The 21123-nt window shown below is 41.8% G+C and carries 17 protein-coding genes and 5 tRNA genes; 8 read left to right on the top strand and 14 right to left on the bottom strand.

The window, feature by feature from the left end:
* Window positions 1–337: 337 nt before the first annotated feature.
* Window positions 338–2053, bottom strand: a complete 1716-nt coding sequence (gene cysI / locus GQS54_RS10160; protein WP_166423878.1) for an assimilatory sulfite reductase (NADPH) hemoprotein subunit — start codon at window positions 2051–2053, stop codon at window positions 338–340.
* Between the two features lie 240 nt (window positions 2054–2293).
* On the opposite strand from cysI, the gene GQS54_RS10155 reads away from it, so the two are divergent.
* On the top strand, window positions 2294–3697 hold the full coding sequence (locus tag GQS54_RS10155) for a PLP-dependent aminotransferase family protein (RefSeq protein ID WP_240919892.1): 1404 nt from the start codon (window positions 2294–2296) through the stop codon (window positions 3695–3697).
* Window positions 3698–3783: 86 nt separating this feature from the next.
* On the opposite strand, the gene GQS54_RS10150 is transcribed toward GQS54_RS10155, so the two are convergent.
* A complete protein-coding gene (locus GQS54_RS10150) occupies window positions 3784–4629 on the bottom strand; it encodes a transposase (protein WP_166423877.1) in 846 nt (281 codons plus the stop codon).
* 844 nt (window positions 4630–5473) lie between these two features.
* Here GQS54_RS10150 and GQS54_RS10145 point away from each other — a divergent pair.
* Window positions 5474–7828 (top strand): TonB-dependent receptor, encoded by a 2355-nt coding sequence (locus tag GQS54_RS10145; RefSeq protein WP_166423876.1) that lies wholly within the window; start codon window positions 5474–5476, stop codon window positions 7826–7828.
* Window positions 7829–8008: 180 nt separating this feature from the next.
* Here GQS54_RS10145 and GQS54_RS10140 read toward each other — a convergent pair.
* The 9 genes from GQS54_RS10140 to GQS54_RS10095 all read right to left on the bottom strand — a co-directional run bounded on the left by GQS54_RS10140 (window position 8009) and on the right by GQS54_RS10095 (window position 14220).
* Window positions 8009–9198, bottom strand: a protein-coding gene (locus GQS54_RS10140; protein WP_346766565.1) for an IS3 family transposase whose coding sequence is annotated in 2 segments (ribosomal slippage) — window positions 8009–8916 and window positions 8916–9198 — 1191 coding nt in all. Because the reading frame shifts where the segments join, the coding sequence is not laid out codon by codon here.
* A 117-nt stretch (window positions 9199–9315) separates the two neighbouring features.
* Window positions 9316–9561, bottom strand: coding sequence for a helix-turn-helix domain-containing protein (locus tag GQS54_RS10130; protein ID WP_166423874.1), 246 nt, complete (start codon window positions 9559–9561; stop codon window positions 9316–9318).
* Window positions 9562–10059: 498 nt separating this feature from the next.
* Window positions 10060–10146 (bottom strand) — tRNA-Leu (locus tag GQS54_RS10125).
* Between the two features lie 51 nt (window positions 10147–10197).
* Window positions 10198–10271, bottom strand: a tRNA-Cys gene (locus tag GQS54_RS10120).
* Window positions 10272–10463: 192 nt separating this feature from the next.
* Window positions 10464–10538: transfer RNA gene (locus GQS54_RS10115), tRNA-Gly, on the bottom strand.
* Between the two features lie 186 nt (window positions 10539–10724).
* On the bottom strand, window positions 10725–11303 hold the full coding sequence (gene pgsA, locus GQS54_RS10110) for a CDP-diacylglycerol--glycerol-3-phosphate 3-phosphatidyltransferase (RefSeq protein ID WP_166423873.1): 579 nt from the start codon (window positions 11301–11303) through the stop codon (window positions 10725–10727).
* A gap of 69 nt (window positions 11304–11372) precedes the next feature.
* The gene (uvrC, locus tag GQS54_RS10105; RefSeq protein ID WP_166423872.1) at window positions 11373–13199 is read right to left on the bottom strand and encodes an excinuclease ABC subunit UvrC; all 1827 of its coding nucleotides are present in this window, start codon (window positions 13197–13199) and stop codon (window positions 11373–11375) included.
* A gap of 3 nt (window positions 13200–13202) precedes the next feature.
* Window positions 13203–13847 (bottom strand): UvrY/SirA/GacA family response regulator transcription factor, encoded by a 645-nt coding sequence (gene uvrY, locus GQS54_RS10100; RefSeq protein ID WP_158770236.1) that lies wholly within the window; start codon window positions 13845–13847, stop codon window positions 13203–13205.
* 139 nt (window positions 13848–13986) lie between these two features.
* Window positions 13987–14220 (bottom strand): hypothetical protein, encoded by a 234-nt coding sequence (locus GQS54_RS10095; RefSeq protein WP_166423871.1) that lies wholly within the window; start codon window positions 14218–14220, stop codon window positions 13987–13989.
* Window positions 14221–15293: 1073 nt separating this feature from the next.
* Between GQS54_RS10095 and GQS54_RS10090 the strand changes: the two genes are divergently transcribed.
* On the top strand, window positions 15294–16466 hold the full coding sequence (locus GQS54_RS10090; protein WP_166423870.1) for a YbfB/YjiJ family MFS transporter: 1173 nt from the start codon (window positions 15294–15296) through the stop codon (window positions 16464–16466).
* Between the two features lie 554 nt (window positions 16467–17020).
* On the opposite strand, the gene GQS54_RS10085 is transcribed toward GQS54_RS10090, so the two are convergent.
* Together GQS54_RS10085 and GQS54_RS10080 are read right to left on the bottom strand one after the other, a co-directional pair.
* Window positions 17021–17112 (bottom strand) — tRNA-Ser (locus tag GQS54_RS10085).
* 58 nt (window positions 17113–17170) lie between these two features.
* Window positions 17171–17262 (bottom strand) — tRNA-Ser (locus tag GQS54_RS10080).
* Window positions 17263–17492: 230 nt separating this feature from the next.
* Between GQS54_RS10080 and GQS54_RS10075 the strand changes: the two genes are divergently transcribed.
* The 5 genes from GQS54_RS10075 to GQS54_RS10055 all read left to right on the top strand — a co-directional run bounded on the left by GQS54_RS10075 (window position 17493) and on the right by GQS54_RS10055 (window position 19682).
* A complete protein-coding gene (locus GQS54_RS10075; RefSeq protein ID WP_158770239.1) occupies window positions 17493–18161 on the top strand; it encodes a Bax inhibitor-1/YccA family protein in 669 nt (222 codons plus the stop codon).
* A gap of 73 nt (window positions 18162–18234) precedes the next feature.
* Complete coding sequence (gene tusD, locus GQS54_RS10070; RefSeq protein ID WP_166423869.1) at window positions 18235–18624, top strand: sulfurtransferase complex subunit TusD; 390 nt, start codon at window positions 18235–18237, stop codon at window positions 18622–18624.
* Window positions 18621–18983: a sulfurtransferase complex subunit TusC gene (tusC, locus tag GQS54_RS10065; RefSeq protein WP_166423868.1), complete on the top strand. Its 363-nt coding sequence runs from the start codon at window positions 18621–18623 to the stop codon at window positions 18981–18983. The genes tusD and tusC overlap by 4 nt, the downstream gene beginning before the upstream one ends.
* Window positions 18983–19303: a sulfurtransferase complex subunit TusB gene (gene tusB / locus GQS54_RS10060; protein ID WP_166423867.1), complete on the top strand. Its 321-nt coding sequence runs from the start codon at window positions 18983–18985 to the stop codon at window positions 19301–19303. The genes tusC and tusB overlap by 1 nt, the downstream gene beginning before the upstream one ends.
* 40 nt (window positions 19304–19343) lie before the next feature.
* The gene (locus GQS54_RS10055; RefSeq protein ID WP_166423866.1) at window positions 19344–19682 is read left to right on the top strand and encodes a TusE/DsrC/DsvC family sulfur relay protein; all 339 of its coding nucleotides are present in this window, start codon (window positions 19344–19346) and stop codon (window positions 19680–19682) included.
* Window positions 19683–19817: 135 nt separating this feature from the next.
* On the opposite strand, the gene serS is transcribed toward GQS54_RS10055, so the two are convergent.
* Entirely contained in the window at window positions 19818–21116 is a 1299-nt protein-coding gene (serS, locus tag GQS54_RS10050) for a serine--tRNA ligase (protein ID WP_166423865.1), read from the bottom strand.
* Window positions 21117–21123 lie beyond the last annotated feature (7 nt).

The following is a 21123-nucleotide window of genomic DNA, read 5'->3' as shown; positions in this document are numbered from 1 at the left end:
GCCAGCCAAGTTAATGGCTGAACACATGGTAGCAATAGCTGCTTAGCTGTTATGCACTTCAAAGTTGAATCTGCCACGTCTAAAGTTCTCAATTCTGCCTTTTACCGCACGTACATAAATTTTGTCATTCGGTTTCACAACCTGCACAACCCTGTTCTTTTTGGTATTTTGAGTTGCGTCAATGACTTTTACGGGAATTATATTTTGTGTGTTTTGCACGTTTATTTAACTCTGTATGTGTTCTTGGCGTCGATAACGTTCAGGACGACTATTTTCGAAAACCGATCTAATGAGGAATTTGAAAGCGTCGTATTTAAATAATTGGAAACAGCGTCTGTTAGTTGTAAAAATCACGAGCTGAATCAATTACTTCCGCTACTATCTGCCTGCGAATTACAAAATCCCCAAAGCCTTCATCATCAAAGCGCTCAGTTGACCACAGAGCCACCAATTCATCTAAGGTTGACATAATTTGTTGTTCGGTCGCATTTTCGAGATACATTTTTGGAATACGAGTTCCTTGGCGATTCCCTCCTAAATGTAGGTTGTATTTGTTAGGTCCTTTTCCAACTAAGCCGACTTCTGCCAGCATTGCCCGAGAACAACCATTTGGGCAGCCAGAAATTCGAAAGACGATACTGTCATGCTCTACACCATGGCGTTTAAGGATTTGCTCTAGATTTTTAATTGCATCGGGTAAATAGCGCTCTGCTTCGGCCATAGCTAGCGGACAGGTCGGCAGAGATACACAGGCCATAGAGTGTTTAGCTTGGGTACTTAAATGGTCTGTTATTAATCCGTGTTGACGTGCAATGTCTTCAATTTTATCTTTCAATTCAGAAGGTACACCAGCCACTATCAGATTTTGATTGGCCGTTAATCGGAAGTCTCCAGGATGGATTTTGGCTATTTCCACACAACCCGTTTTTAATGCTTTGCCTGGATAATCTAAGATCCTGCCATTTTGTATAAACAAAGTAAGATGAAACTTTTTATCAATTCCTTCAACCCAACCAATTCGATCGCCTCTTTCGGTAAATACGTAAGGTTTAGGTTCGACAAATTGCACCTTAGCTCGACGCTCTACTTCTTGTTTAAACGTCTCAACGCCAACGCGTTCAATGGTATATTTCGTTTTAGCGTTTTTACGTTCGACCCGATTCCCCCAATCACGTTGAGTCGTTACCACGGCTTCAGCCACGGCTAACACTTTATCTAACTTGATAAAACCAAACTCGCTGGCTTTTCGTGGATAAGTATTTTTATCGCCGTGTGTCATTGCCAAACCGCCCCCCACTAATACGTTAAAGCCGATTAGCTCATTGTTTTGTGCAATGGCTACAAAACTCAAATCATTAGCATGTACATCCACATCATTTTGTGGGGGTATAACAACGGCGGTTTTAAATTTTCGAGGTAAATAATTCCCTCCTAAGATAGGCTCTTCTTCTAATTTTACTGATTCAATTCTCTCACCATCCAACCAAATTTCTGCATAAGCACGAGTTTTAGGTAACAAGTGCTCACTAATTCGCTTCGCCCACTCATAGGCTTGCTGGTGTAAATCAGACTCCATAGGATTCGAAGTGCATAGAACGTTACGATTGACGTCGCCTGCTGTGGCAATTGAATCAATACCAGCCCGACTCAAAAGTTGGTGCATAGCTTTGAGTTTAGGTTTGAGTACTCCGTGATACTGAAAGGTTTGGCGAGCGGTTAAGCGAATGCTGCCATACAAGGTGTTTTCACCTGCAAAACTGTCTATAGCTAACCATTGCTTAGAAGTGATTATGCCGCCGGGTAAGCGTGCCCGTAACATCAAATTTTGTAGGGGCTCGAGTTTCTGTTTAGCGCGTTCAGCACGGATATCACGATCATCTTGTTGATACATGCCATGAAACCGTATCAGCTGAAAATTATCACCGTTGAAACCACCTGTCATTATATCATCTAAGTCTTCAGATATGGTGCCGCGGAGATTTTTACTTTGTGCTTTTAAACGTTCGTTGTCTGATAGTTTACCAGTAACGACTTGTGATTCTTTGTTGTTCATTGTTTGCAGGCCCTTAGATATTTACATTCTTGTTTAGATAATCTGCTGCACAAAGAATCTATATCAAATAACACTATGACAAATTCACTCAAACATTAAGGCAACAGAGAGTGTGAATTTTAGTAATTTGAGTTAAATGATTACAGATACAAGATAATAAAATATTATGGGTACAGATTTGTTATGAGATGGTTTTTGCTAACGTAAATATTGCAAAACCAAGTATCGGAGGTTTGAGTTTTGAAAAAATACCAGTACGAAATAATTGCACAAAACTTAGAAAGTAAAATCATAGACAAAATGTGGATTGGCGGTGAAAAACTTCCATCTATTCAGAAACTGACGGAACAGTATAAGGTATCTAAAAATACGGTAATTCATGCATTGCGTGAGCTAGAAGCTTCGAGACTTATTGAAGCTCGACCTAAAACTGGATACTTTGTTACTAATTTGTTCGAACAGAAAAATCCTATTAGCCCGAATTCTGAAACTCTGGCACCTATGGCAGTAAATTTATCTGAGTTGTTTAATGATATTATGCAGCGTGGCGCGGCCTTTGACATTTTGCCTCATGGCTCAAATACTTCGCCTTCTAACCATATAAATATTCTCAATCGCTACTTAAATAAAGCTCAACGTAGCCATACTCAACAAAAAGCAATGCACTACGACTCACCTTTGGGTTCTGTAGACTTACGTTTTCAAATCAAAGAACATTATCGTTCAGTGGGCTTAAACATTACGGCATCAGACTATTGTATTACTGCGGGATGTCAAAACTCCCTGTTTTTAGCCTTAATGGCAACGTGTCAACCTGGAGATAACGTTGCGATTGAGAGTCCTGCATTTTATGGAGTCCTGCAATTGTTGGAAAAATTGCAGTTAAATGTTATTGAAATCGCGTCATCTACTATTGATGGGTTTAACCCTACGGAGCTGGAAAAAGCCTTACAAAAATGGAAAATTCGTGCTTGTGTTGTTACGCCAAGTTTTGCTACCCCAAGTGGTGCTAGTATGCCTGCGGGCCACAAGAAACAACTTGTTGAGATAGCAAATCGTTTTGATATGGTCTTAATTGAAGATGATATATATGGCGATCTTCATTTTACTGAACGAGCCCCCCCTCTGAAAGCTTTTGATAGTCAAGACAGGGTAATACTCTGCAGCTCTTTTTCAAAATCCCTATCCCGAGATATAAGATTGGGTTGGATCGCTGGAGGTCGCTGGCATAAAAAAATTTGTGATTTAAAACTCGTAACTCAATTGGCTGGTAATCAATCTATCCAACAAGGTATGCATGCATTTATGGCCGAAGGCTATTATCGTCGGCATTTACATTTTTATCGTCAAGTTTTAAAACGCCAACGAGACCAATTAATTGTCTGTTTACAGACACATTGGCCTGACTCTATTCGTTTCAGCATTCCCGCAGGTGGATTGGCTATATGGGTGCAAGTTGATCCACATATCGATACCGCTCAGCTTTATCAGTTGGCTTTAGGCCTGGGGATCGTACTTACCCCCGGTGCATTGTTTTCAGTTTCTGGGTACTACAAAAATTTCTTAAGAATTAGTTTTGCTCATCCCACCGTTGGAGAAAGGGAGCGTGCTATTCGCAAATTACCGAGTTTACTTTGGACTTAAATTAATGAGTTGTATTATTTAGACTTTAGACAAGCTTTTAAAGAAAAACCAACTGGGAACCAACTGGGGTCAGGAACCAACTGGGGTCAAGTCTTGAATTTTGCAACTACCCTACTTACAGTTGAATAATGCACACCAAAAACGCTTCCAATTTCACTCATTGTGTATCCCCCAGTCACGTAAGCTTCAATCATACCTTGCTTTTTATTATTTACATTTTTCTTATATATTTCGAGCATTGGTTTAGCTTTTCGTCTTGTTTGTTTGTGGGGGATTTCAGACAATAATTGTATGTCCTCACTTAATGCTAGTTTGTGTTTTTCTACAAACTCATGGCTTCCTAAATAAATTTGGCTTTGTAAATTGTCCCATATATCTATCCCAAGCCCTTGCATGACAAATTCTTGGTATTTCTTTATCGCATATTTCTTCTTTTTGGAAAATAACAATAGTAAAGCATTGGTAGCTAGCCAGTTTGGTGAATTTAGTTCTCCTGTGGTGTATAAATAGCTACTCCACTTCCACTGTTGTGGATGTTCAACCATGTTTTTAGCTCTTACAGGATTTAAGACAATGTAGCGACTAAGCTCTAATAAATAAGTGTCTTTGTCGACCAAAATAGATTTATACCTGCCTTGGTATAAGTGCCCAACGCGTTTATGCTTTCGATTAAACTTTTGCGTGTACACTCCATTTAAGTGGCGCATTCCTTTTGATAAGTTTCCATCTGGCGTTTCGACTAATAAATGATAATGATTAGTCATTAAACAATAAGCATGGATAATCCAATTGAACCGCTCACAAGCTTGAGTTAAAACGTCTAGATACATGTCAAAATCAGCTTCATCTCGATAAATAGGATTGCGTTCATTTCCTCGTGAAGTCACATGATATAACGCACCTGCATACTCTAGTCGTAGTGGCCTACTCATTTTATTAATCCCCGAAACCAAAAAGGTTAACTAAATATAGTTAACCTTTGGAATGTTGCAAAATGCAAGACTTGACCCCGTTTGTTCACAAGACTTGACCCCGTTTGTTCAAACGCAGAATTGTGGTATAAACGTTTATCTATGACAAGCGTATACACACTTGAAAATTGGTAATATTGTCCGAACTATTCACAATATCACAGCATAATACTACCTGTTAATTCGTGTAGGTAGTGGCGACACTTCAGCCCTTAGATGCGGGTTAATCGGTTCATATTCTTCATCCGTCCAATACTCAGTTTAGATAAGCCTGTTGGCGTAACGAATTCGCCTCACTCCCCGTTGTCAGCGAGTTACATCACCTTATCAGCATACGATAAGTCACTGTCGCTTAAACTCAACTATCTGCACAACCAGATAGCGCCATGAATACTTTGGCTCCTGCCGCATTATTCATGTATTTCAGATAGACTCGTGGTTCATTAAAGCATTCCATGCTAGTGCTGAACTCTGGGCACACAATAAGGCGTATCTAACAAACTAATCTGAGATTTACGGGACAGGGGCATCATTGAATCCTTTTAAATAATTAACCTTAAACGCTTAGTTCAACTAAATAAAACGGCCAAATTTATCTTGGGTGTCCATTTAAGTTCGTAGTGATTTTTTAAAAACAATTAACTAGATTTTTAGCAAATATTCAAAATAAAATTTAATGTGAATTTTATATGAAACATTTAATTTTTAGGCTAAATGTTCTAGCCATAAATATGGGTGGTGATACTATTGAAACTCAAGTTAGATGAAATATCGGTTCTCGATAAACGTCATTTTTGGAAAATTAATGTCTACGTACACAATTAAAAATAATCATTTTAAGAAAAAAATTATCAGCTCAGCAGTTACAGGTGTCTTTATTGCTAGTTCCTGGCTAACAATTTTCACATCACAAGCTTATGCGCAAACTTTAAATGTAGAAGCCGATAATTTAGAAGTCATTACGGTAACGGCTCGTAAAAAAACGGAATCAATTCAGGATATACCTGGTGTTGTAAACGTCCTCAGTACCGCAGAGCTTAGAGCTAATGGTACAGGTGATGCAAAATCGTTAGCCTTAAATACACCGGGCGTGATTTATAGTGAAACCTATGCAGGCGCATCCTCCCCGCGCATAACTATCCGTGGCGTTGGTGATGATGATTTTAATCCGAACGGTTCTTCATCAGCCGCGATTCACGTAAATGGTATTTATCAAGGTACTAATGGTTTGTTAAACGGACAGTATTTCGATATTGAGAGAGTTGAAGTATTAAAGGGCCCACAAGGCACATTATACGGACGTAACGCTACCGCCGGCGCAATTAATATAATCACTAAACGGCCCGATATTGATTTTGGGGGCTATTTAGATTTAGATCTAGGTAACTTTGGAACAGTTCGTGGAGAAGGTGCTGTTGATCTTCCTATTTCTGAAGACTTTTTAGTTCGGGTCGCGGCCATGTATGAATCTTCTGATGGTTTTTACGAACATTTAGGTACAGGACCTGGCACTGACTATTCTTATTCACCAGGTACCATCACTCCACAAGAAAGCGTGGCGGCACAAGGCAGCTGGGGTGGGTCTGATCGCGTTTCTGCTCGTGTAACCGCAGAATGGAGTGTATCAGACGCGACGCTTGTCACAACAAAAGTGACCCTAGGACAAGACAAATCTGAACTAGCTATACCCGACGTTACAGCCGAAAATTGGGCAGAGTACGCAAGCTCAGCATCATTCTTTCTTAATCCACAAGATCCGGCACTCATTGATTTTGCTAATGCCTTAGATAATGATCCCTTTACGGTTTACTCAAATATGCTGCCTAAGTTAGATTCTGAACAAGTTGGTGCAAATCTACAAATTGATCACGAATTTTCGGGTGATACTACTGCAACCGTTTTAATCGGTTACGAGTCACTTGATCGTAATTATACAACCTCAGATAACTTACCATTTTCAGTTGCCGATTATTTGTTTGATAACGATTTTTCGCAATTTACTATCGAAGCTCGCCTAGCCGGACAATACTCGGAAAACGCGAGTTGGTTATTGGGTGCATTTACTCTTCAAGATAAAATTGACTTTGGGACTAATTTATTATTCTTAAACTCTGGTTTATGGCAAACCGATGTACAAACAGATTATATTCAAGAGCGCGATTCTTTAGGGATTTTTGCATCATCTGACTGGACACCTGTAGATTGGTTTACATTAGAGGCAGGCTTACGTTATTCGTCAGACGAAGTGACATTCACAGGGCAAACGCAAAACAATGACCCTTATGGGGTTTATGGTACACCACCAAGCTTTTTCCCTGCAGGACAAGTGTATATAGGCGTGCCTATTGATCCTGCATCACCACTAGTATTTGATGAATCTCTTGATGACAGCAAAGTTACCTGGAAAATTAGTAGTATATTTACACCCGCAAAAGAATGGCGACTATACGGCACGGTTAGCACAGGTTATAAAGCAGGTGGCTTCGATGGTTCGACTATCTTGTCGGCACAAGAAGCCTTGCCGATTGATTCAGAAACCGTAATTGCCTATGAAGTCGGTTCTAAGTACCGTTCAAATAACGGTTTGCTTTCTGCTGAAGCTAATCTATTTTATTATGATTTTTCCGATTATCAGTCTACCGCTAAATTAATAGTGGCTGGAGCTAGCACTAATGTTCGTGCAAACGTATCAGACGCAACTATTCAGGGCGCTGAACTTGCCCTAACCTTAAACCCTATTGATGGACTAAATATTAAAGCGGGTGCTACTTTTATTAATTCTGAAATTGATAACTTTCAAGGTGAAGATACAACTCTTGAGGGTAATGACCTACCTTTTTCAGCAGATGTTTCTTGGAATTTTGCTGTAGTTTATGCAGCTCCGTTAGGTGATAACTTTACTCTACGTACTCAAATTGACGCAAGTAGTACAGGTGAGCACTACCAGACGATACAAAACAATGATCAGGTAGACTCATATGCCATAGCGAATGCTCGAATGGCTTTGGAATCAGCCGATTGGGAAGTTGCGCTATGGGTAAGAAATTTAGCTGACGAAGATTATGATGTGGGATTCTTCCCGACGACAGGATTAACCCCAGACACATTTTTGAAAGGAGCCCCACGTACTTTTGGTTTGAATTTCTTAATGCATTTCTAACTGCAGATAACGAATAGGTTTAAGTAATTTTAGCTAATTCAATATTTCAATTCAAAAGCGATATGTTTCTACATATCGCTTTTTTTCAAGTAATAATAAAAAGGGTCAGAGTCTGAGGGATCCCCACGAAATTATTGAAAACCTGCGCATGACGTGGTCAACATTTTTCGGACATCCTAGTTAAGCTACTTTTTGTAATATAGCCATTTGCTGCTCATAGTGATTTGGGCTTTGATACCCAAGATTTGAATGCGGTCTGTGACTGTTATAAAACATCGTGATGTAGTTCAAGATGTTCTTTTGCGCTTCATGCCGAGTTTGGTAATTTTGCCATTGCACTCGCTCTTGTTTCAGGCTCCCGAAGAAGCTTTCTGCTACAGCTTTATCCGAACAATCGCCTTTGCTGCTCATACTACCTTTAATACCGTGAGCCGATAGCAATTCCCTATATTGATGACTCGCATATTGCGAGCCTCGGTCAGTATGCATAATCAAACCCGCTGTCGGTTTACGCTGCCAGATGGCCATGCGTAAGGCGTCAACCACCAATTGAGCTTTCATCCGTGAACTCATGCTCCAACCCACCACTTTACGTGAATAGAGGTCAATCACAACGGCCAGGTATAACCACCCTTCACGCGTCCAAATGTAGGTGATATCCCCTACATAAACCTGATCCGGCGCATTAACATCAAACTGGCGCTTGACCAGGTTGTCAAACAGCGGCTTGTTGTGATTACTATCGGTGGTGACTTTATACTTCTTAGGGTATTTCACCCACACACCTGCTTCTCTCATCAGTTTACGCGCCGTGTGGCGGCTAACCGGATAACCTAAACAATTCAGCGCATGTTGCATTCTACGGCTGCCATAAAGGTTTTCTGCCGCCACGGCTATCTTCTTAACCCACTCAATCATCTCGCTATGTGTAGGGTCAATATCGTCATGCATTTGCTTTGCAAAACGATAATAACCACTGCGCTTTACCCCCAACAATCGACACATGGCATCGATGGGATAGGTCTTCTTCTTTTGGGCAATAAATTGGTATTTTATTTGATTTCTTTGGCGAAGAAGACCGTCGCTTCCTTTAAAATGTTTTTCTCCATTTCAAGCTGGCGAACCTTGGCTTTGAGCGCCCGGATTTCTTCTTGCTCGGGTGTGAGTTTGCCATTGCCGCGAAACGCCTGACCGTCATTGTCTTGCTCGTGCTCTTTGATCCAGCGAGTGATTAAATTTGGATTCAGTTCCAAACTGCGGGCGGCTTCAGCTCGCGTATATTGTTGCTCTAATACCAAGCTGATCGCATTGATCGTTTCAGTTTTGAATTTTTTTAAAAGTCTCTTGAGCTTCTTCTGATTGTTTGGGATGTTTGGAGCTGCTCGTAAGCCAGGAAAAACCTGACTGGTGGAGAAGGCGGTATATATTTGTCAGGCTATAGCTGACTCCAAACTCCCGCTCCACATAGGAGATCATAAGGGTGCCTTTTAGCCTTCCTCCATCAGGTTTGATGGCATGAGACACCACATACGCTTTAAATTGTTCCAACTGCTCAGTAGACAATGCCCGAGGGCGGCCAGAACGCGTTTTTCTTTTAGCCCATCGAGACCGTGTGCATTAAAGCGCTTTACCCACTCGTTTACCATTCTGCGACTGACGTGTAAGTATTGAGCTGTTTGTGTTCGATTGGCACCATTTTTAATATGAGAAAGCGCCATCAACCTGATACGCATACGGCCATTTTTTTCTCTGGCGATAAGTAACGGAAAATTAAAAATTCTTTAAGAAGTGCATGAACTATATTTTTATCGATGAGATTGAACGTAATTAGATCATAAATTTAAGGTGATTGGTATTAGACCACTTCACTCAAGGCTTTAGAGTACAACACTCACATCACGGGAAGCGTCGGTATAAGTCCGGTCATTAGTGATATTTTAAAAAAGTATTAAATTTGAATGTGTAACAATAGTACAAAACAAAAAATGGTGCCTTGGGCTGGGTGAAGGTAGATGTTTTCGCTGCGAAGCAGTGTTCTGCCTGAAGGACATTCAGGGATGAATGGCTGGCAGGTGCACCATGGATGGGTTAAACATCATGATTTGACCGCCCTAGATTTTTAAACGTCAACAACAATCACATCACGGGAAGCGTCGATTTAAATCCGGTCATAAGAGGTATTTTAAAAAAATATCGAATTTGAATGTGTAACAAGAGTACAAAACAAAAAATGGTGCCCGGGGCCGGACTTGAACCGGCACGTCCTTACGAACGAGGGATTTTAAATCCCTTGTGTCTACCAATTTCACCACCCGGGCATCGGGGGGATACTTGTTAATAATAACAAGCTGGTATTGCTGAAGCGATTATGGAGGCGGAACCCGGAGTCGAACCGAGATCCACGGATTTGCAATCCGCTGCATAGCCATTCTGCCATTCCGCCACATTTGGAGTTAATAATGAATGAAACATTCATTGCTTCCTTTGGAAGCTCTCCGAATAACAAAAACGCTGTTACTCTTACTTCTTTAAATTTGGAGCGGGAAACGATATTCGTATCCGGCCACCGCGTGGTTGCGACCCCTTGGGGGAGCTACCGGTAGCAAAAACATCTTTACTACTTACTGCATTAATTTGGAGCGGGAAACGAGATTCGAACTCGCGACCCCAACCTTGGCAAGGTTGTGCTCTACCACTGAGCTATTCCCGCACCTGTTTTAAAAAGCAAACTTGTTAAGTAACGATGTTTTGTTTACTTAGCGAGTTGTGTGCTGCTCTCTAAATCTGGGCTGCATTCTACATTCACTATCAAGACTGTCAACAACAAAAATAACATTTTATGACTGACTGCTTGATTTTTGACTAATGCGCGTTATTTTCAAACAATTTTGCCCATTTAAGCCTGTTTACTTTCGGATTTTGATAGCGAAGGCCAAGCTGCAATTGTATAAGTCACCATAGACCATAGCGATAATACCGCGGCAAAATACAATAAAATGTACCCTAGCGTCACCCAATAGATGGGAATTCCCATAAAATATTGCATCTCTGAGAGCAAACCGATCAAGGCGAGCATTTGCGCCATGGTTTTTGCTTTGCCCATAAATGATACTTTAACAGTATCTTGTAAGCCCTTTTGGCCCATCCATTCCCGCAGGGCCGAAATATAGACTTCTCTCGCTAATAATAATATTGCCGGTACGGTTATCCACGCAGTGGCGTACGTATCAGTAATAAGCAGTAATGCCGTAGCGACAATGAGTTTGTCGGCCACGGGGTCTAAAAAAGCACCAAACGCGGTAGATTGCTCTAACTTACGGGCTAAATAGCCGTCGAACCAATCGGTGATAGCAGCAAACCAAAAAATAAATGCTGCGGCCTGATGCGCCCATTTCCAATCGAGAAAATACACCGCGACAAAGATAGGTATTAATAAAACGCGGATCAAGGTGATGATGTTAGGGATAGTCCACATTTAGCGGTTAGTCCTCGTGATTATGTTGAGTAGGCGAACCTACTGTCTCGTGTTTTTAACGAGCTTGTTTTAATTATGGATATGATCATAAATCGTATCCGCTAGTTCTGTACTGATCCCTGGCACTTTGGCAATTTCACTGCGACTGGCCTGCAAAATACCATGCATGCCGCCCATGTATTTAAGTAAGCTCTGCCTACGCTTAGCGCCTACTCCTGGGATTGATTCAAGTTTTGACGTCTTTTTATCTTTTTGACGCCTCGCTCGGTGTCCGGTGATGGCAAATCGATGTGATTCGTCACGAATATGTTGGATCAGGTGTAAGGCTATTGAGTCGCCTGATAACGGGATAGTAGCATGGTTACCCGCTAAAATAAGCGTTTCGAGACCCGCCTTACGACTGCTACCTTTAGCCACCCCTATCAACAAGGGTTTTTTCTCGTGTTTCCAATTCTCAAAGTAATCTTCGGCTTGGGTTAATTGCCCTTTTCCGCCGTCAATAAACAATATATCAGGGATTTTACTTTCATCTTTTACATCTCGATAACGACGCGCAAGCGCTTGTGCCATTGCTGCGTAGTCGTCTCCGGGCGTGATCCCTTCGATGTTATAGAGACGATAATCCGCTTTAAAAGGTCCCTCGCGATTAAATACCACACAAGACGCTACAGTTAACTGCCCTGACGTATGGCTGATATCGAAACATTCCATGCGCTGAATTGGTTGCTCAAAGTCGAGAATTTTCTCTAATTCTGTGTAGCGGGCAAAAACAGATTTCTGTTGGCCTTGACGCGCAATAAGCGCATTCTCAGCATTGGTATTGGCTAATTCTAAATAACGTCGTTTTTCATCCCTTGCGCCACGATAAAACTGAATACGACGCCCTGCTTCTTTTGTTAGCAATTCTTCAATAGCGCTCTGCTCTGTGAGTTCAACAGGCGTAATAACTTGCTTAGGTATCACTTTATTACCCGCTAAGTAAAACTGCAGGATAAAAGACTGAAATACCTCTTCATCGCTAGCATTGGCGGGTACCTTGGGATAAAAGCTTTTACTGCCGAGTAACTTATTGTCTCGGATAAACAGGCCTTGAATGCTAGCAATGCCATTCCGATAAGCAAAGCCAAACACATCCATTTCTTCTTGATTACCGCTGACCCACTGCTGCTCTTGAACTTTATTTAGCGCGCTAATTTGATCGCGATAACGCGCTGCCGCTTCAAAGCGCAGGTTTTCACTGGCGGTTTCCATTCGTTGTACAAGAGAATCAATAACCTGTTTGTTTTTACCCTTGAGGAACAGTCGGGCCAAGTCGACTTGTGCTTGGTATTCTTCATCACTAACAAGGCCTTCAACGCAGGGCCCAGCGCAGCGTTGTAACTGATATTGCAAGCATGGGCGCGAGCGTGCGCGATAATAGCTGTCTTCACATTGGCGAATCGGGAAAATTCGTTGCATGGTACGCAGACTTTCACGCACGGCCCAAGCACTTGGATAAGGACCAAAATACTCACCTTTACGCTTTTTGGGACCCCGGTGGTTGGCTAAACGTGGGTGTGTATGCTCCGACAAGAAGATAAACGGATATGACTTATCATCTCTAAGTAGAACGTTATAGCGTGGCTTGTACTTCTTGATAAAATTATTTTCAAGAATAAAGGCTTCGGCTTCACTGTGAACCACAGTGACATCCATATGGGCTATTTGCTTAACCAGAGATTGAGTTTTAATGCCATCGACCTGACTTCGAAAGTAGCTCGATACACGGTTTTTAAGATTTTTGGCTTTACCGACGTAAATCACATCCTGATTGTGATTATACATGCGGTAAACACCGGGTTGATTAGTCAGATCCTTAAGAAAAGCTTTAGAATCAAACGGAAGCTTGTCGTTCATTAATTACAAATTTTCTGAATTTATCAACTTATGACGCAATGCCAAATGCGTAAGTTCAACGTCGGTACTGACACTCAGTTTCTCAAACATGCGATAACGATGGGTGTTAACCGTCTTGGCACTGATATTTAAGAACTTTGCAATATCAGGCACCTTTGAACCTTTTGTTAGCATGAGGGTTATTTCTAACTCTCTTTCAGACAAGGATTCGAACGGATTACCGTCGCTAAAATCTAACGCACCGATCGCAATTTGCTGGGCGATGTCTGGTGACACGTATTTTTGCCCTGCTGCAACTTTGCGAATAGCTAGTTCCATTTCTTTAGGATCTGAATCTTTAGTCAAATAACCAAATGCCCCCATGCGCATAACCTTCGCCGGGATAGGATTTTCTTTGTGAACCGATAACACAATAATTCGTGTGTTCTCGCTAAAACGCAAGATCTGCTTGGTCGCTTCCAAACCACCAATGCCAGGCATACTCATATCCATTAATACCAAATCAGGTGCATTTTTACGGCAGAACTTGACTGCCTCTTCACCTGTTGTAGCTTCTCCAACTACGACAAAACCTTGTACATCTTCCAAAATACGTCTTATACCGGTTCTGACCAGCTCGTGATCATCAACCAACAATATTTTTATCAAACAAGTGCTCCTAGAGGAGTGTAATTTTTCTCTGTAATAGTGTCTAAATATCACATAAATGCGAAGTAATTTCAGCTTTCAATTGACTAAATTTACGCTTTATTAATAAATATTTCGCAAAACTGCTCGAAATTTGTACTTATCGGTAAAAATGCGTACTCAACCTATTCCAACCACTTATCGTATCTTTCAAACCTTGACAAGTATTGCGCGCTAAACAGGTGTGGGCGGAGCACTTAATGGTCCAACGATTTTCGCAGTCAGGTACCCTTACTGGCGCTGTCGGTGCTCCACCACATCGACACTTGCTTGGCACTTCAGCTATATCGGCGAAGCGCTTAACCAAACTACCCACTTCATGATTCTGATTCATAATTTCACTAGACCGATTTTACTGTTAGGCGAAAGAGCATAAAGTAAATAACCCTACAAAGTCACGGTTATATTTTTGAGAGATATTAAAATTGCTGGTTTATCTAATATGAGAGCGACTGTTATACACGTTCTGGCGATAGCGTTCTTTATGCTTTATCAATAGACGTTAGCAATCGATCTGATGTCCTCTACTAACGGATTATCTTAAAGAAAAATAAGAGAAATATTAAATTTTTTGCGGCTCAATGACTTGGATTTTACGCAATGAAGACTCATTACGTCTGTTCATTACCATCCCTTTGCCAATAACTTTGTACCAAGGTTAGCAGCAATACAGCTATGTAGGCCTTCGACACTGCCCATCGTCATGACCTGCTCGTCACTGCGCCCAGCACTGTTTTGCCATTAAACTGCCGATTGGCGGTCCCCCCCCTTTGACGAACAATCAATATCTTTTCGTATTGCTGGTCATTTGGCTCAACAATGACATGATCTTCTTTGACAATCAGCAAGAATATCAAGCGCTCATGACTCACCTTATTGCCAACAAAAGCATAATGAATTTAGTGTTCAAACACGCCTTATTAACTCCGCGCTCGTTGCGGTCTGAATCATCGGCTTAATGCTCGGCTTCATTCGTTTTAAGTCTTTAAGGGCATTTGGCAAATACACCTCAGCAAATATTTCAGTTGTTCTGATAATAAGTTATCTAAGTTACTTGTGTATCTGCACGGCAAACCCGGCTTGCTGAGTTAAGTTGAGGATTCGTTTAGCGTAATCGTAAAGTTGATACCTCGTAGAAGTAAGTTCTAGCTTGTGAAGCCTCATTTTAAATAGCTTTACCCCTAGCTCGTTTTCGAGTTTTTGGATGCGCGTTGGAATATTCAATGACACTGTGTACAAAAGAGCGGACGCATCTTTAATCCCATCGGAACTATCGCTTTGAACGTGCGAAGGCCGAGCATCTTCGAAAAATGCTCATATATTGAAACATTAATTCAACACTATTCAATTTTTACTAAATTAAAAAGCCCGTAGACTACTGCTTATTACCCCTGCATAAGAAGAAACATGAGTAATCAGCTATCGAAAATTAAAGTATATACAGCGGGAATTTGCAGTTTGATCGTCACTGCCGGCATTGCTCGTTTTTCATATACGTCGTTGCTGCCATTAATGCAGTCTGATGCAGGTTTAACCGAGGTGGGTGGTGGATGGCTGGCGACCATTAACTATTTAGGATATTTAGTCGGTGTACTAATTGTTTCAAATCTAAATAACCTTACGCATAAATATCTTCTTTATCGGCTCTACTTAGTTCTGGCCGTTGTCACCACTGCAGCGATGGGACTAACGACAGATATTTACCTGTGGGCAATATTGCGTTTTATATCCGGTATATGTACCTCTGCGGGCTTTATTATTGCGTCAGGCTTAATTCTTAAGTGGCTTGTTCATCATGGTAAAAGAGGTGAGCTGGGTATACATTTTTCTGGCATTGGACTAAGTATTTTTATCGCAGCCATTTTGGTTGAAATATTACTTCGGTTATCAGTAGGTTGGCAGTATCAATGGCTATATCTTTCGTTGATGGCAATCGTATTTGCTATACCGGCCTGGATCTGGATACCTAACCCAGCTCGTAACATGGACAGTTTAGTTGCGAATAAAGTAAAAGACTGTCCACCGAGTAAAGTCTTTACATGGGTCATCATGGCCGCTTATTTTTGTGCGGGTTACGGTTATGTGGTCAGCGCAACATTTATCGTAGATATTGTTGAAGGTATTCCGTCACTAACAGGCCGCGGCCAACAGGTATTTATTCTCCTAGGTTTAGCGGCTACACCGGCTGTTTTGATAGCGGATAGGATTGCACGTAAATGGGGCTATTTGATGACGCTGTTTTTAGCTTTTTGCCTGCAAATCGTAGGCATAATGCTACCAACTCTCAGTGCTAACCTAATTGTTATTGCAATCAGTGCGATTTTGTTTGGCGCCACGTTTGTTGCGATCGTTAGCCTTGTTTTGACCATGGCCGGACACTTTTATCCGTCTAATCCAGCAAAATTTATGGGGAAAATGACTTTAGCTTACGGTGTCGCGCAGATTATTGCTCCTGCCAGTACGGGCTTACTAACGGCTTGGTTAGGGAGTTATAATTTGGGGCTATATCTGTCGGCAGGCACTATGTTAATTGGTACGTTGCTGATCACTTATTTAATAAAACGAGACGAAATTCCGTAATATTGCTGATTAGCATGGAAAAATTAGTTCCGTACTCAGGCACATCACTGTGCCTGGCGCTACGCGCGCCTGCGCCGCTAGTGAATGTTCCTGACATTCGCTCGAACCGCGGAAGTTCTCACCCTCACAATCCGACACAGCGAAAACAAAAAAGCCAACGGATACGGTTGTCGATTTAACTATCTGATAATACGAGCCAAAGCGCGAGGGATGTACTCAGGCACATCCCAGCGCCTGACGCTACGCGCGCCTGCGCCGGTAGTGAATGTTCCTGACATTCGCTCGAACAGCGGGGGCTTCTCACCCTCGCTATCCGACACAGCGAAAACAAAAAAGCCCCAACGGATACGGTTGTTGATTTAACTATCTGATAATACGAGCCAAAGCGCGAGGGATGTACTCAGGCACGTCCCTGTGCCTGACGCTACATGCGCCTGCGGCGGTAGTGAATGTTCCTGACATTCGCTCGAACCGCGGGGGTTCTCACCCTCACAATCCGACACAGCGAAAACAAAAAAGCCCCAACGAAAAACGTTGAGGCTTTTTTGTTTTTATGGCGGATAGCGAGGGATTCGAACCCCCGGTAGGTTTGACCCTACGTCTGATTTCAAGTCAGGTGCATTAAACCGAGCTCTGCCAGCTATCCAATTTTTTCTGTAAGTAGATTTAATTCAACTAATATAAATCTACTTACTAACACAATATGGCGGAGAGGGAGGGATTCGAACCCACGGTAGGTTTGACCCTACGTCTGATTTCAAGTCAGGTGCATTAAACCAAGCTCTGCCACCTCTCCGAATTGAGGAGCAGAATAATAATGACGTTTCCTGTGCTTGTAAAGCCTTTATTACCCTAAACCTGCTGACCGACTACAATTTAATCATACTGGGTGATTTTACATCAAGTTACTAATATTTCGCATAATAGTCGACGCTAGCACTTGAATAATTGAACAAAACCCCATACAAAGGCATCATAGATATATTAACTGTTTTACAACATCACTTTACCTATTGGAGGTAACAAATGGAACATCGCTCTACGTATAGCAATACTGCACAGGCTTCGGCCCTGCAAACAAACAAGGTTTTGCGCAATACGTACTTACTATTGGCAATGACTCTCACATTTAGTGCAATCTGTGCTGGAGTAGCTGCAGCAATGAATATCGGCCCAGGTGCTGCTTTAGGTATGAACCTAGCTGCGTTGGTCATGATATTCTTTTTAAATAAAGCGTCGCAAAGCTCAATGGGTATTTTGTTCGTGTTTGCCTTTACGGGTTTACTCGGCGGCTCATTAGGTTATACATTGAACTACTATGCTGGTTTCCAAAACGGTCCTGAAATGATTATGCAGGCCTTTGGCGCTACGGCATTAGTATTCTTTGGTTTATCAGGTTATGTATTAACCACCAAGAAAGACTTCTCCTTTATGGGTGGTTTCTTAATTGTGGGTTTGATTGTTGCGGTTGTCGCATCACTCGCTAACTTGTTTTTCCAAATTCCTGCGCTTAGCTTAGCAGTCAGTGCTGCTATCGTGTTTATTATGTCTGGCTTCATCTTGTTTGATACAAGCCGTATCATCAACGGTGGTGAAACTAACTATATTCGCGCAACAGTATCTATGTACTTGAATATATACAACTTGTTCACGTCTATCTTGCATCTTTTAGGTGTTTTCGGTGGCGATGACTAATCGTTAATGTGTTGCTAAAACACCCCGCTTAGTCGGGGTGTTTTTATTTGTACTAACCTTAGGTATTTTAGTAATGGCTACCCTTAGTTTATTGGTCACTCATGCTCCTTTTGAGCAACAATACGCGTTTAGCGCTTACCGTTTTGTGTGCGCGGCGTTGAATTTAGGTCATGATATAAAAGGCATTTTCTTTTATCAGGGCGGTGTACAAAATGCCAACCGTTTTCAATCAGGTCATAGCGATGAATTTGACTTGTACACGGCTTGGGTTGCGTTAAGCGTACAGCATTCAATACCACTGAACGTATGCGTTACCGCTGCGAACAGGCGCGGTGTAATAAACGAGCAAGATGCCACAGATAATAGCCAAGAAGGTTTTAACCTCGCTGACCCTTTCATCGAGGTAGGCTTGGGTGAATTGGTAGAACTAATGCAAATCAGTGACAGAGTAATACAGTTTTGATAACAAAGAGTGTAGGCATCATTAACAGTACAGCTCCTTATGGGGTGTCCAACGGTCAAGAGAGTCTCGACTTGGCGTTAGCCGCCGCTAATTTTGGTCAAGATGTTAGTTTGTTCTTTGTAGACGACGGTGTTTTTCAACTCGTTAAGTCACAACAGCCTCTACCTGAACAGGGAAAAAATTACAGTAAAACATTTCCTGCTTTAACCTTTTACGATATCGATGATATTTACGTATGTGAGCAGAGCCTTATCGACCGGCAGCTAACGAAAAGTGACTTGTGTATTGACGTCACTTCACTGCCCCACGATGAACTTAATGTTCGCATAGCCCTGCACGACCATTTGGTGAGGTTTTAATGACATTGCATATCATCAGTAGTAGCCCTTATTGCGCTAATGTGATTGACCTTGTCGTTAACCACTGTGCGCAAAATGATGGGATCATATTAATTCAAGATGGTGTTTATGGCGTTAGTCACTTGCCTACGTTAGCGAAGCTCGACGGTATGTATAAAACAAAAAAGGTTCTGTGTTACGCATTAGAAGACGATATAACGGCTAGAGGTAGTTATAGCTCAAAAGATATCTTGGACAACAGCAGTCGCTTTATCAAGCGTATAAACGTTGAAGATTTTGTTACGTTGACCCTAAGCCATAGTGCATCGATAAGCTGGTGATTCAACACCATACTAAATACCCAAGGGGAAACTAAAACACGTGACTGGTTTTATAGAATACGATGGTAAAAAAATATTAGTTGATAAGGCGGGCTATTTACTCGACGTTAATGAGTGGCATCCCAGTCTAGCGCCGTTATTAGCTGCAGATGAAGGTATAGAGTTAACAGAAAGTCATTGGGAAGTCGTTAATTTTGTACGGGAATTCTACTTAGAATACAACACGAGCCCAGCCATGCGAGCATTGGTCAAAGCAATGCAGCTGAAATTTGGACCTGAAAAGGCCAATAGCCGTTACTTGTTCCGCCTATTTAAAAAAGGCCCAGCCAAACAAGCAACCAAAATAGCAGGTTTACCTAAACCCGCTAAATGTTTGTAAAACCCAACGATTAATTTTGCTTAGTAAAAATTTTAAATCAAAAATAAAAAAAGCGCGGTAATTACCCTATCTAATCAATTAGGTAATCATTCGCGCCCTTTTTTGTATTCACTCAACTGGCTTGCAAGCTTGCGCTTACTTAACCTCACCAATAACGGTTATACCGTTCATATAAGAGTGCAAGGCTTTTGGCACGGTGATACTGCCATCGGCCTGTTGATTATTTTCTAACACTGCCACTAAGGTTCGGCCTACCGCTAAACCTGAACCATTCAAGGTATGCAGTAATTCAGTTTTATTAGTTTGTGGATCACGGTAGCGGGCTTGCATTCTGCGCGCCTGAAAATCGAGCATATTTGAACAAGAGGATATTTCTCGATAGGTATCTTGTGCCGGTAACCACACTTCCAAATCATAGGTTTTAGTGGCACCAAAGCCCATATCACCTGTGCAAAGCAGCATTTTTCGGTACGGCAGCTCTAATAACTGAAGTACTTTCTCAGCATGTCCAGTAAGCTCTTCTAACGCTTCAAAGGATTGATCAGCGGCCACAAGTTGAACCATTTCTACTTTGTCGAACTGGTGTTGACGAATAAGCCCACGGGTATCGCGACCATACGAACCCGCTTCGCTACGGAAACATGGGGTATGGGCGGTCATTTTAATCGGTAACTCATTGGCTGCAAAAATACAGTCACGGGCGATATTGGTAAGCGGCACTTCTGATGTAGGAATAAGTGATAAACCCTGACCTTCTTCAGTTGCCGGTTTGGTATGAAAAGCATCGCCAATGAATTTTGGAAACTGCCCGGTTCCTAGCATGCTTTCTTCGTTCACCAAATACGGTACATACATCTCTTGGTAGCCATGCTGCTCAGTGTGCAAATCAAGCATAAACTGGGCTATAGCTCGGTTTAAGCGCGCTATTTGACCGCGCATCACGACAAATCGAGAACCCGTTAATTTTGTTGCGGTTTCAAAATCTAGTCCGTTGCCAATATTGGCACCTAAATCTACGTGATCTTTCACATCAAAATCGAATACCCGCGGCGTACCCCAGCGTGATATCTCAACGTTATCGGCTTCGTCTTTACCTTGAGGAACCGAGTCATCAGGCAAATTGGGGAGGTGTAATGCTAACGTTTGTATTTCGTCTAACAATGTTGCGAGCTCTGCTTTCGCTTGATTCAGCTCATCACCTAGTTGGCCAACTTCCGCTAACAAAGGCGCGATGTCTTGACCTGACGCTTTCGCTTTACCGATTGATTTGGATCGCACATTACGGTCATTTTGTAATTCTTGCGTACGCATTTGCAGTGCTTTGCGCTTTTCTTCTAGTGCACTGAACTGAGCAACATCTAGCGTAAAACCGCGCTTTTTAAGTTTCTGCGCTGCAGTGTTTATATCGTTACGTAAATACTTAGCATCTAACATCTTGTTT

Source organism: Paraglaciecola sp. 20A4 (assembly GCF_011378905.1).
Lineage (GTDB): Bacteria > Pseudomonadota > Gammaproteobacteria > Enterobacterales > Alteromonadaceae > Paraglaciecola.
Note: the sequence above shows the minus strand (reverse complement) of the source record. Positions and strands in the feature narration are given on the sequence as shown.

Bases quoted from the DNA above. Each gene is read 5' to 3' on its own strand.
- cysI (WP_166423878.1), bottom strand. From the start codon at position 2,053: ATGAACAACAAAGAATCACAAGTCGTTACTGGTAAACTATCAGACAAC.
- GQS54_RS10150 (WP_166423877.1), bottom strand. From the start codon at position 4,629: ATGAGTAGGCCACTACGACTAGAGTATGCAGGTGCGTTATATCATGTG.
- GQS54_RS10145 (WP_166423876.1), top strand. From the start codon at position 5,474: ATGTCTACGTACACAATTAAAAATAATCATTTTAAGAAAAAAATTATC.
- GQS54_RS10130 (WP_166423874.1), bottom strand. From the start codon at position 9,561: ATGCGTATCAGGTTGATGGCGCTTTCTCATATTAAAAATGGTGCCAAT.
- pgsA (WP_166423873.1), bottom strand. From the start codon at position 11,303: ATGTGGACTATCCCTAACATCATCACCTTGATCCGCGTTTTATTAATA.
- uvrC (WP_166423872.1), bottom strand. From the start codon at position 13,199: ATGAACGACAAGCTTCCGTTTGATTCTAAAGCTTTTCTTAAGGATCTG.
- GQS54_RS10095 (WP_166423871.1), bottom strand. From the start codon at position 14,220: ATGAATCAGAATCATGAAGTGGGTAGTTTGGTTAAGCGCTTCGCCGAT.
- GQS54_RS10090 (WP_166423870.1), top strand. From the start codon at position 15,294: ATGAGTAATCAGCTATCGAAAATTAAAGTATATACAGCGGGAATTTGC.
- GQS54_RS10075 (WP_158770239.1), top strand. From the start codon at position 17,493: ATGGAACATCGCTCTACGTATAGCAATACTGCACAGGCTTCGGCCCTG.
- tusD (WP_166423869.1), top strand. From the start codon at position 18,235: ATGGCTACCCTTAGTTTATTGGTCACTCATGCTCCTTTTGAGCAACAA.
- tusB (WP_166423867.1), top strand. From the start codon at position 18,983: ATGACATTGCATATCATCAGTAGTAGCCCTTATTGCGCTAATGTGATT.
- serS (WP_166423865.1), bottom strand. From the start codon at position 21,116: ATGTTAGATGCTAAGTATTTACGTAACGATATAAACACTGCAGCGCAG.